Here is a 12,373-nt window from a genome sequence, read left to right on the forward strand (position 1 = left end):
CTCCTTATTGTATATGTTTATGTGTAAATAAATGATCCTGGCAATACTCATAATTGCCCCTGCATTTTGAACAAAAACGAAATTCGAGATCATCCCCGTCTTTTTCCGTTCTTCCGCAGACCGCACACTTATGCTTTGTGACGTTCGGATTCTGACTCTTGTGTACTGCTTTGGCGTACGTCCGTTTACGTTTTACCTCATGCGGTGAATAGCGTGCCAGGTTCCTGGTGGCAAAAAAATAAATAATAAAATTCATCAGACTACATATGATAGCCACACGTGTCGTCCACCCGCTTTGGAACATCTGCCATGCAAGAAAGATCACATCCAGCCATGCCAGCCATTTGATCTTGATCGGAATGATAAAGTACAAAAGTACCTGCATATCCGGATAGGTCGCCGCAAAACCCAGGAAAATTGAGAGTGAAATATAATACGTGCTGAAAAAACCACCCCGCATTATAAGAAGGGTTTCTCCTCCCAGAACAAAATACATGATAAATGATCCGATTACGGTCAGAATGATTCCGCCAAAAATGTAAAAGTTGTAGCGGAAAGCCCCCCAGGTCTTTTCCAGCGTCGTACCGATGGAATAGTAAAAAAACAACATGATAATCGTAAAGATATCAAGATTGCCGGGAGGTATCAAAAGCCAGCTTACAATCCTCCACACCTGTCCCCGTAAAATCAGTCCAGGCTCCAGCAGACAGTAGTTCATCACATTTGGCGCCAGGTACATCAACAGATATCCGACAACATACGTTATGATAATATACAGTGTCAGGTTTGGAATTGCATATTTTCCAAATTTCCGTTCCATTTTGTTGATCCAGTTCATAAGATCTCCTCTTTAATTTTTAGTTCCATATCAATAGAAAATCAGATTTTATTATACGCTGTGCCCCACCCTTTGTCAATTTTTTTGCTCGTGTTTACAGCTTATTTACATTTACAAACGTCTTTTGGTCAGCTATAATACAAACTGGTACTAATGACAGAAAACAGAAAGGATAACAGTATGGCAGGATCATCATTCGGTACACTTTTTACCGTTACCACATGGGGCGAATCTCATGGAAAGGGCGTCGGCGTCGTCGTAGACGGATGTCCGTCAGGCCTTTTACTTCAGGAGTCAGATATCCAGGCATTTTTAAACCGCAGAAAGCCGGGTCAGAATAAATATGCAACACCCAGAAAAGAAGCAGACGAGGTTGAAATCCTCTCCGGTATTTTTGAAGGCCGGACCACCGGGACACCGATTTCCATGGTCGTCCGCAATACCAGCCAGCGTTCCGGCGACTATGGGGAGATCGCTTCTTATTATCGCCCCGGACACGCAGATTATACCTTCGATCAGAAATATGGCTTCCGGGACTACCGCGGAGGAGGACGATCTTCCGGCCGTGAGACGATCGGCCGTGTCGCTGCCGGCGCTATCGCCGTAAAAATCCTGAACAGCCTCGGCGTTTCCATCTGTACTTACACCAAAGCAATTGGTCCGGTCACTGCCGAACACTTCCACCCGGAACTGATCGCCGATAACCCGCTGTACATGCCGGACACAGATGCCAGTGAAAGGGCACAGGCATATCTCGATGACTGCATGAAGCATCACGATTCATCCGGAGGTGTCGTTGAATGCATCGTCAGCCATTTTCCTGCGGGTGCAGGAACTCCGGTATTTGAGAAGCTGGATGCCAACCTTGGCAAGGCAGTCTTTTCCATCGGGGCCGTAAAAGCAGTTGAGATCGGTGACGGGTTTGCCGCAGCAACAGCAACCGGGCTTATCAACAACGACGGATTCTGCTGCAGCGCGGATGGACATATCGGCAAATCAACAAACCATTCCGGTGGTATCCTCGGAGGTATCAGCGACGGAAGTGATATCATAATACGTGCGGCTTTCAAACCAACCCCTTCCATTTTTTCCACCCAGCAGACGGTTAACCGTCAGGGCGAATCGATAGATATCAACATTAAAGGACGCCATGATCCCATCATCGTCCCACGCGCAGTCGTCGTCGTAGAGTCCATGACGGCCATAACACTGGTCGATGCTCTGCTGTGCGGCATGGGAGCACGCATGGAACATCTTAAGCTCATCTGGAAATCCGAATCATAAATATTAAAACGCCGAAAACCGGGCAGAGTCAGAGCACTGCTGCCCTCTTCTTCGCCCGGCTTTCATTTCCCTCATCTATTCAAACTGCTGTCCTACTTTCTCTATCAGTATACAGTTCGGCGTCTCCACCTTCATAGGTTTTCCTTTCATCATCAAAAGTTTTCTTTCATAGTCAATGGTAAATGTCGTAATGCTGTCCGACTCATGATTTACGATAGCGATATGCTTTCCATCCGGGAACAGACGCATACTTTTTGGATATTCTCCGCTGATCGGAAGTGAGAACTGGCTGCTCAGCATGCCCGTCTCCTGGTCGATTTTAAACATCGTAATGGAATTATCCCCCGCTGTCGACGCAAACAGGTAATTGCCGTCAGGCGAGATTGCAAGAGCCTCCGCGGCGTCATGCATCGGATCAAGTTCCGTATCCAGAATACTGATATTCTGAATCTTTTCAAATACCGGTCCCTTACTGCCCTCATGGTAAGAAAACACGTCGATATCATTGCTCAGTTCATAGACAAGATAAGCAAATTTACCGTTGTTAGAAAATTTCATTTCTCTCGGACCGGATTCTCTGCGGCATCTGATAATATCCTGCAGGTTCAGCTTGTCTTTTCTTTTATCTATTCCGTATACCTTCACCTGGTCGATTCCATTGTCAACCGCACACACATAATTGTCATCCGGGGTCGGAACGACACAGCTTACATGCGGGCGGAAACTCCGTTCTGCCACACTGCCGGTTCCCTTGTGAAAGATGCCGTCCATGACACTCCCCAGCCTTCCGTCGCGGTGTGTATGCACCACCGTCACCTTACCATCGTGATATCCCGCCACAAACAAATATTTTCCGGTGACATCAACCGAGAGATAACACCCTCTCATACCGTCAATGTCAACTTTATTAATATATTCCAAATCTCCGTCCGGATGAATCGCGAAAACCGCGACTCCTTCATCCGCAATCGAATAAAGGTATTTTCCGTTTTTCGAACGCGCCAGATAGGAAGAATTGTTAACCGGAACTACTTTACGTTCCGTGAGCGTTCCCTCTTCCACATCGACGTCATACAGATGGATGCCGATACTGCTTCCGTGTGTATAAGTACCCACATACGCTACATATTTTTCCTGGTTCATGCAAAAGCCCGTCCTTTCAAACTTTTTCCTGTATATGGATTATTTTATCATGCTTTTTTCTTTCTGTACACCAAAAGATTCAGCAGATTTTCTTGACACTTTCTCCTCTTTGTTTATAATACATATCATCACATCACGAAAGAGGGTCCGTCATGAACCGAATACTGACTTATCATATTACTGCAGCCGATGCCGGTATGTCCGTCGGTGAATATCTGCAGTCCAGAGGATATTCCCGCCATATTATCATCCGTCTTAAACAGACTCCCCTTGGCATACACATCGACGGCCGGAAAGTTTTGACTTCTCACCGGTTATCCACAGGAGAAATCCTGACTGTACAGATCATCGAGGAATATTCATCTGAAAAGATACCGCCCTCAGACCTTCCGCTGTCAGTCGTCTATGAGGATGACGATCTGATTATACTGAATAAACCGGCAGACATGCCGGTGCATCCTTCTTCAGGCAACTATGAAAATACCCTTGCAAACGCCGTTGCATATTACTACCAATGTCAGAATCTCCCATTCGTCTTCCGCTGTATGAACCGGCTGGACCGTGATACAACGGGGCTTTTAATCCTCGCCAAAAACATGCTGAGCGCTGCCATTCTCTCCCGGCAAATGAAAGAGCGCGGCATCTCCCGCACTTACCTGGCTCTCGTCAGGGGCAACCCGGAACCGGATTCCGGCACGATCAACGCACCGATCGCGCGCGTCCCCGATTCCGTGCTGGAACGATGCGTCAGCGGGGACGGTGCAGCGGCTGTCACGCACTATCACGTTTGCAGACAGCTATTATCTTCTGCACTCGTTGAACTGCATCTGGAAACAGGACGCACACACCAGATCCGGGTGCACATGAAACATATCGGGCACCCGCTGCTCGGGGACTTTCTTTACAATCCGCAGGATACCTCCCTTCCACGTCAGGCACTGCACTCCCATACTCTGCAGTTCATACACCCAATCACAGGCCGTGAACTTTTATTTCATGCCCCTCTTCCCCGGGATATGCAGGAATACATCCGCCTTCACGAAGGCAGGGCAGAGCCGTCAAAATAAGATGACGCACTCTGCCCCGTCCTGCCGCACAGCGGTATTCTAAACCGCACGAATGCGCGGCACTTCATCAATATGCAGATATTTACTTACACATTTAATGATCAGGTCATGTTCTGACACCGGGTCCATGCCGGATACAAGAATGGTTCCTATCACACCCACTTCCTCGATCCGTATCGGAAATCCACCTCCGCTTGCTGCAAAATCTTTGCAGTCCGGGAATCTCTCTTCCAAGGTCTCACCGGATTCTCTGAGCACCATCGCCAGATGCAGGCTGCTCCGCTCTGTCATCATAACCGTTTTTTGTTTCTTAGACAGCCACATTTCATTGCACAGGTTTGTACCGTCAAATGCATATTGAAACACGGTAAATCCATTGTTCAGCCGAATACTGATCGCAGGAAACACCCCTCTTCTCTGCGCCTCTGCCACGAGCATATTGCCCAGCGTCCACGCATCTGCATTCGTAAAATGAGAAAACTGAAGAATCTCTTCCTGCATTTCAAGCACTTCAATCACTTCATTAATCGTCATATGAAATCCCTCCTGTCATGTCCAACAAATTTTACTCTATTATACTGCAAATCCGGGTATTTTACAAATCATCCTTCATAAGCCAAAAAAACTGAGATATCCTCTGATCAGGGGCTCCCCGAACATCTGACCAAAATACACGCCAATACACAGAAACGGTCCATATAAAAAATTTTTATCATTCCGTTCATCGTCACCCAGCAGTTTTTTTAATGCATAAATTCCGCCGCAAAATACTGCAAACGTAAAAGATAACAGCATTACTTTCCACCCGTTAAACATGCCGCAGACAGCCATCAGAAAAATCTCATCCATCGTAAATGCCGATGGAATTCTGAATTTGACACCGTACAGCGGCAGACTTATGCAGAGACAACCCACTGCATATTCCAAGTACGGCGGCTGATTCAAAAAAAGAAGCTGAAGGACGGCAGGGACTGTAATCAGCTTCAGCAATACAGCCGGAATTTTTCCGGTGTCCCACTCTGTGAGCCCTGTCACCGTAATAAGTGCCAGAAAGACAAACATCAGGCAGGCACGAAACGTCCAGCCCATGCGGCAGACACTGGCCAATGCAGTGATACCGCCCAGCAGTTCAACCCTTGAATATCGAATCGGTATGACCGTGTCACAATATCGGCATCTTCCGCCAAGCCGGAGCCAGCTGACGACCGGAATCATATCATACATCGTCAATACATGTCCGCAGACCATGCACTGGTTATGCTCCCTTAATATCGAAATCCCCCTCGGAAGCCGGTATATCACAACGTTCAGGAAAGAATAAAAACATGATCCCGCAGTAAATATTAAGAATATTCCCAGCAATTCCAGAAAAATCATCATACCTTTTTCATTCCTTCATACTATTTATTAAATTATATCAATTTAGCGGAATTTCTTCAAGACAACATCGTCATTTGTTTCTGTTTTTTTCTGGATAATTTTTCATTTCTCCGGTAATACTTAGGATATCGTTCAAGAAAGGATTGGTATAAATATGGCAGTAGATTTTAAAAACAGTGTGACAAAAGATAACCTGATGCGTGCATTTGCCGGTGAAAGTCAGGCCAGGAACCGTTATACGATGGCTGCATCTCAGGCAAAAAAAGAGCACCTGCATGTCATTGAGGCAATTTTTACATTTACCGCTGATCAGGAAAAGGAGCATGCAGAAATATTTTACAAGCATCTGACTGAGCTGGCAGGAGAATCCATTTCCATCGACGGTGCATATCCGGTAGATATCGCTTCCGATGTTGCACAGCTGCTGCGCTATGCACAGCACAATGAATATGAAGAGCATGATGATGTCTATAAACACTTTGCCGAAACAGCTCAGGAAGAGGGATTTCAGAATGTGGCCGGATCTTTCCGTATGATCGCAAACATCGAAAAAACACACGGAGACCGGTTCGGACGTTTTGCCGATATGCTGGAACAGGGCAAACTCTTTGTCGCTGAGGCGGAAACAGCGTGGATGTGCCTCGAATGCGGTAATATTTATTACGGCACAGAAGTTCCGGAACAGTGTCCTGTCTGCCACCATGACAAGGGATATTACATCCGCCTGGAACTGGCACCATTTGAAAACTGAACAGGAGGTAAAAACGATGGTAAAAGAACCAAAATTCTTTATGAACAAAGAGAAAACCGTAATTTTTGACGCGATCCTTGGATGCGGTGATCAGGCACTGTCCTGTGACTGCAACTCTCTGGAAGAACTCGTGCCCAACACTTCTGAGGGAGCTGCTGAAAAGCATCTGCCGGTCATCGAAGTGAACGGTCAGCATGTGACTGTAAAAGTCGGAAGCGTCTTTCATCCGATGACTGAGGAACACAGCATTGCGTGGGTCTATCTGTTTACAAAAGCCGGATGCTGTCAGCGCGTTTATCTGGACGGACTGTGTGAACCAGTCGCCGAATTCGTATTAAACGAAAATGACGAACCGGCGGCGGCATATGCATACTGTAATCTCCATGGCTTCTGGAAAACTGAATACAAATAAAAATATCGCCCGCAATTTTAAACTGCGGGCGATATATCTTTTAGTCCGGCTGAGAAATCTCCGGGTCCGGCTGAGCGCTGTGTATTTCTTTTCCAAGAAATCTCTGCAGCGGTTTTTGGAAACAACGTGTATACAGTTTGATGAACAGTCCGACACCAAACGCGGCGATCAGTGTTCCCTCCCGAATTCCCCTGAATTCTTTCAAAAAGCAGATTGATAAGATCGCAGAAACTGCTACGACAGACCAGTCGAAAAAAATTTTCATCGTGGACATCGGGCGTTTCGTCCGGATCGCCAGCGCCTGGGCAACACCCTCTGCAGGCAGCGACATAATATCCGTCTCCACGTACAGGAATATGCCAAATCCCAAAAGTGCCATACTGAGAACAACGTAAAACAACTGCATTCCATATCCGGAAGCTTCAGGAAGGATCACAGCCGCCAGTCGGTTTGTAATGCTGATAAACCCTCCTGAAACTGCCGATACTACAATCTGAAGTATATTCCTCTTTGGAAACTGTCTGCCCAGAAGCAAAATCTGAAGCAGCACATAACAGGTAAAAATAACAGTGGTACAGATCCCCATATCAATCTTCAATATTTCACTCGTGACATACGGTATGGTATCTATCGGAGATACTCCAAGATTCGACACAATTGAAGCAGATACACCGAATGCCATAATAAACAGCCCCGCCAGATAAATGATCAGTCTTTTCATAGGATGTCTTCCCCCCTTATACTGCTTTCATTGTATCAGCGATTCCTTTTTCTTGCAATGGAAAACTTTCATGTTACAATAGAAGAAAACCCAAACGAGGTGCGTATGATTTTCACGGAAAAACTTGAATCACTCAAACCTGTGTTATTGAAAACATTAAAAGAATTTGTAAGTATCCGAAGCGTGGAAGGTCCTGCCGCCCCAAATGCCCCCTTTGGAACCGGCGTACGGGAAGCACTTACCTATATCCTGGATCTTGCCAGAGACGATGGCTTCTCTGTCAGAGACACGGATGGATATGGAGGTCATATTGAATTCCCCGGACTAACTGATGAGATTGTCGGTATTGCGGGACATCTCGATGTCGTCCCGGAAGGTGATTTATCTGAGTGGACCACCCCTCCCTTTGCTCCGGCTATCCGCTGCGGCTGCATTTTCGGACGCGGAGTCATCGATGACAAGGGCCCTCTGCTGGCCTGTTACTACGCAATGAAAGCGCTCAGAGACTGTGGGTTCTCACCAGCAAAAACGATCAGACTCATCATCGGATGCGATGAAGAGACTGACTGGAAGGGTATGGAATACTATCTGAAACAAGAGCGTGCTCCTGTCTGCGGCTTCTCCCCTGATGCCGATTTCCCGGTCATCCACGCGGAGATGGGGCTTCTCGTGTGCAGTCTCGACAAAGCTTTCCACAGGCCTCCCACTGCAGACCGGAACCCCGATCAGATACAGCTGTTGTCATTTACGGGAGGCAGTGCTCCCAACGTGACTGCAGACACCGCTTCCATAACCATAGAATGCGGCAGTCATACAGCTTATGTCACGGAATATCTCACCGCCTGGAAAAATGCTCATCCGGATAAATATTTTACGATTGCCGCAGCCAAAACATCCATCTCGATAACAGTCAGGGGAAAGGCCGCTCACGGGGCCACTCCGGACAAAGGATTAAATGCCATCAGTACAGGTTTTGACATACTGTCAGGACTTGCCTTTTTTCACCGTGAAGTTTCGGAAATGATTCAGTTTTACAATGAGCATATCGGTTTCGATCTTCACGGTGAGCGCATTGGCTGTGGATTTTCTGATGAAGTCTCAGGAAAACTGGTGCTGAATGTCGGAATGATCGAATGGACTGATTCCTGTTTTCGGCTGACCCTGAATATCAGGTACCCTGTTACTGTGGATGAAAATATAATTTATACGCCACTGGAGGAGGTCGCCTCGCATGCAGGATTATCCGTAACCCGTCTGGATCATCTGCCTCCCCTCTATGCCGCTGCCGACGATCCTCTGGTTACAGTTCTGATGGATGTATATCGCCGGCATACGGGCGATACCAGGACACCGCCTGCTGCGACCGCCGGCGCCACGTATGCACGTGCCATACCCAACACTCTTGCGTTTGGCCCACTGTTTCCAGGTGAACCGGACCTGTGCCACCAGACAGATGAGTGTGTCTCAATCGACCATCTGATGCTGGCAGCCCACATGTATGCAGATGCAATTTGCAGACTGTCCCGGTAAGCAAAGAATAAAACCTATTTCTACTTGCAGGAGGTAATTTTGAAAAGACAAATCTTGATATATCTGTCCCTGGAAACGCTACTCTATCTCTGCTTTCTGTTCATGGATCTTACGGGCACCGGGGACAGCACTTTGATTAAATATGCCGGTGTTCTGCTCTGCCTTATTTTTCTGCTGGTGTGCAGGCATACCGATGACAGTCTGCTGATCTTTACCGCGCTGCTTTTCACTGCAGGTGCAGATTTATTTCTGCTCGTGATCGGCCGCTGGTATACGGCTGGTGTTCTGCTGTTCTGTGTGGTTCAGGTATTATATGGGATCAGGCTTCACAATTGGAATCAGAAACCTTCTCAGCTTGAGTGGCTGCTTCGTATACTGCTGCCTGTGCTCTGCTTTTTGTTCCTGTATGTCCTGAATGGCCTGACACTTCTGACGGCTGCTGCTTCATTTTACGGCGTCAATCTTATCATAAATGCAGTGCGAAGCATATCGTTTACAGGTTTTGGACTCTCACAACGGCTGTTCTGTATTGGCTTATGGTTGTTTTTATGTTGCGATATCTGTGTTGCCGTCCACAATATAACCTTCGGAATACACACGATACAGAATTTTGCCGGCTTCGGGATGTGGCTGTTTTATCTGCCGTCACAAGTCCTGATAACGTTATCCTGCTGTATTTTCTTACCAATGAGGAGGACTTTATGATACGTACAAAAATATACTCCCTGCTGACGACATTGACTGGTTTTCTCGGTTCTCTTGCTTTTGCCATTGCCGTTCCAATCCTTTTTCGCCCGTTTTATTATCTTCAGATAGGACTGCTGGGCATCATGGAGAGCAGTGGCTATTCCTACGATACGATCCGGCATGCATATGATTCCGTTCTTGACTATCTTCTGTTCGGCGGTGAATTCAGTACCGGAAGTCTGGCATGGTCCACATCCGGGCGTGCCCATTTCGAAGACTGTCAGAAATTATTTTATCTGGATTTTATGATTCTGGGAATCTCCATCCTGCTGCTGCTGATCCTGCTTATCCTGGAATCCCGGAAGAAAATCAGGATGCACCGTTTCTGTCAGCTGCATCCTCTGTTCTACAGCGGTATTCTGAATATCACACTGCTGATAACGATCACAGTCTGGGGGCTTACATCATTCGACTCCTTTTTTCGTGTATTCCACATGCTGCTCTTCCCCGGGAAAGATAACTGGATTCTGGATTCGGGAACAGATGAAATCATCAAAATCATGCCGGAACAGTTTTTCTTTAACTGCGCTGCACTGATCGTAGCAATTCTTCTGATTTTCAGTATGTTTTTTCTTATCCTGTCAGTCAGAAAACGAAAACAACAACGGAAAGGTTCTTACGAATGAAGATCATCCTATCTCCTGCCAAAAAAATGAATATCACCCGGGATTTTGAAGGAATACTCACACAGCCTGCACTGCTTGATAAAACCTCTCGAATCTGCCATGTTATGAAGGAAATGACCTTGGAACAACTGGAAAAACTCTGGCACTGCAGCCGGAAACTGGCTCTGAACAATTATGAACGGCACCAGACAATGAATCTGTACAAAAGTCTCTCCCCCGCACTTCTGACATATGAAGGTCTTCAGTATCAGTATATGGCTCCACAAGTATTTACCGTGAGCCAATGGGAGTACGTAATACATAACCTGCGCATCCTGTCCGGATTTTACGGTGTTTTAAAGCCATTTGACGGGGTTGTACCATACCGGCTTGAGATGCAGGCGCCTCTTGCTGTCGAACACAGTGCAAACCTGTATGAATACTGGGGGAGTTCTATAGCAGAAACCATATGCGCAGACGATGATCTGATATTAAACCTCGCCTCTCACGAATACAGCAAAGCTGTAATTCCCCACTTGCCCGGACAAATCTCCTGTATTACCTGTGATTTCAAAGAGACGGTGAATGGACGGCTGATCACAAAGGGAACCCTGGCTAAGATGGCCCGCGGTGAGATGATCCGTTTTCTGGCTGAAAATAATATTACCAGTCCCGACGGCATCAAAAATTTCCATGGTCTTAATTATAGGTTCCAGCCATCTTTATCTTCCGGTGAAAGATATGTATTTGTCCGGACTTCTGATTGACGGGAGCCTCATTTTAGCATGGAACTTATTTCGTCCTGTCAATACATCAACATATTTCCCACTGCAAGCATTTATGATATGTTCCTATTTCACCTGGTTCTCCCCTTTCTGATTTCAGTTTATTATTTCAGATAATGATAGCACAAATATTTATTTTCTGCTTTTTATCAGTCTGCAGTTTTACAACAATAGAAAAACACACCTGTTACTTCTCTCAGATGTGTTTATCCATATTACCGTTTTCAGCTTTCTAAAAACCTTGCTGCCTAAAACCCAATCTCTCTGATATCAGCTATATTTCTCATTTCTCCAAGCAGTGCCTGGGAATCTTCTCCGTAGATCGTCATTTCCATTCTGTCTCTCTCTGCAATTGCAAGTACTCCCATCAGTGATTTTCCATCTACCACCTGAACGCCGCTTTTTAAGTCGATCTCTCCCTCAAATTTATTTGCCAGATTTACAAAATCCAACATTTCTTTTGTATTGTGAAAGCCAATTGAATATTTGGGCATATCTATCACCTCCATACGTCATTATCATACGCCCCCGTCAGAGAATGGTTCGGAGACGTTTCTTATTTTTAAGCATTGACCGGAAGGCAAAAGTTATACAGACCAGATGCAAATATCTATGGTATAATATGATTAACGGCTATACACATCGGGTAAGGAGTTACTATGAAAAAATCTTATTTCAGGAAATTATTATGTACCCTACTCACCCTTGCTATGGCGTTAAGTATAACAACATCTGTATTTGCAGCTGCCAGTTTTGAACATCAGGAACGCCTCCTTCACGATGGTGTCAAACTGCGTGCGGAGGTTTCCGTCGTGGAATATACAAAACCGGTAAAAAGAATCACTGTTGAGTGCAGGCTTCGCTGCCAGCCAACCGATACTTCGGGGTGGGTATTACAGGAGACATGGAATTTTTCAGAAACGAACAGTCAAACACTGTATGAAGTAACGTATCACGTTCCAACCCTCAAAGGCAGATACCAGACTGAAAATATCATCACAGTATATTACCAGGACAACACCATCGAAACACAACTTGCTTACAGTAATATAGTACTGAATCCACCATACTGATATTAAAATGATGTGTATAGCCAACCGTGTCAAATGA

Annotated in this window: 15 protein-coding genes; 9 read left to right on the plus strand and 6 right to left on the minus strand. The window is 46.0% G+C overall.

The features are described 5' to 3' along the window. Positions 1–4: 4 nt before the first annotated feature. On the minus strand, positions 5–838 hold the full coding sequence (locus tag MCG98_RS14275) for a hypothetical protein (RefSeq protein ID WP_240302589.1): 834 nt from the start codon (positions 836–838) through the stop codon (positions 5–7). Between the two features lie 180 nt (positions 839–1,018). Here MCG98_RS14275 and aroC point away from each other — a divergent pair, with 180 nt between their 5' ends. After that, on the plus strand, positions 1,019–2,122 hold the full coding sequence (gene aroC / locus MCG98_RS14280) for a chorismate synthase (protein WP_240302590.1): 1,104 nt from the start codon (positions 1,019–1,021) through the stop codon (positions 2,120–2,122). Between the two features lie 75 nt (positions 2,123–2,197). Here the strand turns inward: aroC and MCG98_RS14285 are convergent, their stop codons facing one another. Further along, positions 2,198–3,265: a lactonase family protein gene (locus MCG98_RS14285; RefSeq protein ID WP_240302591.1), complete on the minus strand. Its 1,068-nt coding sequence runs from the start codon at positions 3,263–3,265 to the stop codon at positions 2,198–2,200. Positions 3,266–3,417: 152 nt separating this feature from the next. Between MCG98_RS14285 and MCG98_RS14290 the strand changes: the two genes are divergently transcribed. Continuing rightward, positions 3,418–4,332, plus strand: a complete 915-nt coding sequence (locus MCG98_RS14290; RefSeq protein WP_240302592.1) for an RluA family pseudouridine synthase — start codon at positions 3,418–3,420, stop codon at positions 4,330–4,332. 39 nt (positions 4,333–4,371) lie between these two features. On the opposite strand, the gene MCG98_RS14295 is transcribed toward MCG98_RS14290, so the two are convergent. Both MCG98_RS14295 and MCG98_RS14300 read right to left on the minus strand, forming a co-directional pair. Beyond that, on the minus strand, positions 4,372–4,866 hold the full coding sequence (locus MCG98_RS14295) for a heme-binding protein (protein ID WP_240302593.1): 495 nt from the start codon (positions 4,864–4,866) through the stop codon (positions 4,372–4,374). Between the two features lie 75 nt (positions 4,867–4,941). Further along, positions 4,942–5,712: an A24 family peptidase gene (locus MCG98_RS14300; protein ID WP_240302594.1), complete on the minus strand. Its 771-nt coding sequence runs from the start codon at positions 5,710–5,712 to the stop codon at positions 4,942–4,944. Between the two features lie 154 nt (positions 5,713–5,866). Here MCG98_RS14300 and rbr point away from each other — a divergent pair, with 154 nt between their 5' ends. Next, entirely contained in the window at positions 5,867–6,463 is a 597-nt protein-coding gene (gene rbr, locus MCG98_RS14305; protein ID WP_028528106.1) for a rubrerythrin, read from the plus strand. 16 nt (positions 6,464–6,479) lie between these two features. Continuing rightward, complete coding sequence (locus MCG98_RS14310; protein WP_240302595.1) at positions 6,480–6,875, plus strand: desulfoferrodoxin family protein; 396 nt, start codon at positions 6,480–6,482, stop codon at positions 6,873–6,875. Positions 6,876–6,915: 40 nt separating this feature from the next. Here MCG98_RS14310 and MCG98_RS14315 read toward each other — a convergent pair whose 3' ends face one another. Beyond that, complete coding sequence (locus tag MCG98_RS14315) at positions 6,916–7,596, minus strand: DUF6198 family protein (RefSeq protein WP_240302596.1); 681 nt, start codon at positions 7,594–7,596, stop codon at positions 6,916–6,918. A 105-nt stretch (positions 7,597–7,701) separates the two neighbouring features. On the opposite strand from MCG98_RS14315, the gene pepV reads away from it, so the two are divergent. From pepV to yaaA, 4 genes are read left to right on the plus strand one after another with little or no spacing between them, the layout of a single operon-like run. Beyond that, the gene (gene pepV, locus MCG98_RS14320) at positions 7,702–9,126 is read left to right on the plus strand and encodes a dipeptidase PepV (protein ID WP_240302597.1); all 1,425 of its coding nucleotides are present in this window, start codon (positions 7,702–7,704) and stop codon (positions 9,124–9,126) included. A gap of 39 nt (positions 9,127–9,165) precedes the next feature. Further along, positions 9,166–9,831 (plus strand): lysoplasmalogenase family protein, encoded by a 666-nt coding sequence (locus MCG98_RS14325; RefSeq protein ID WP_240302598.1) that lies wholly within the window; start codon positions 9,166–9,168, stop codon positions 9,829–9,831. Next, positions 9,828–10,499 carry a TIGR01906 family membrane protein gene (locus MCG98_RS14330; RefSeq protein ID WP_240302599.1) on the plus strand — a complete coding sequence of 224 codons (672 nt, stop codon included), beginning with the start codon at positions 9,828–9,830 and terminating at the stop codon, positions 10,497–10,499. Before MCG98_RS14325 ends, MCG98_RS14330 begins: the two co-directional genes overlap by 4 nt. Positions 10,500–10,525: 26 nt before the next feature. Next, positions 10,526–11,245 carry a peroxide stress protein YaaA gene (gene yaaA, locus MCG98_RS14335; protein ID WP_345891727.1) on the plus strand — a complete coding sequence of 240 codons (720 nt, stop codon included), beginning with the start codon at positions 10,526–10,528 and terminating at the stop codon, positions 11,243–11,245. A 266-nt stretch (positions 11,246–11,511) separates the two neighbouring features. Here yaaA and MCG98_RS14340 read toward each other — a convergent pair whose 3' ends face one another. Next, complete coding sequence (locus MCG98_RS14340) at positions 11,512–11,757, minus strand: HPr family phosphocarrier protein (RefSeq protein WP_240302601.1); 246 nt, start codon at positions 11,755–11,757, stop codon at positions 11,512–11,514. Between the two features lie 165 nt (positions 11,758–11,922). On the opposite strand from MCG98_RS14340, the gene MCG98_RS14345 reads away from it, so the two are divergent. Continuing rightward, the gene (locus MCG98_RS14345; RefSeq protein ID WP_240302602.1) at positions 11,923–12,336 is read left to right on the plus strand and encodes a hypothetical protein; all 414 of its coding nucleotides are present in this window, start codon (positions 11,923–11,925) and stop codon (positions 12,334–12,336) included. Positions 12,337–12,373: the final 37 nt, after the last annotated feature.

Source organism: Ruminococcus sp. OA3 (assembly GCF_022440845.1).
In the GTDB taxonomy this organism is placed as follows: domain Bacteria; phylum Bacillota; class Clostridia; order Lachnospirales; family Lachnospiraceae; genus Ruminococcus_G.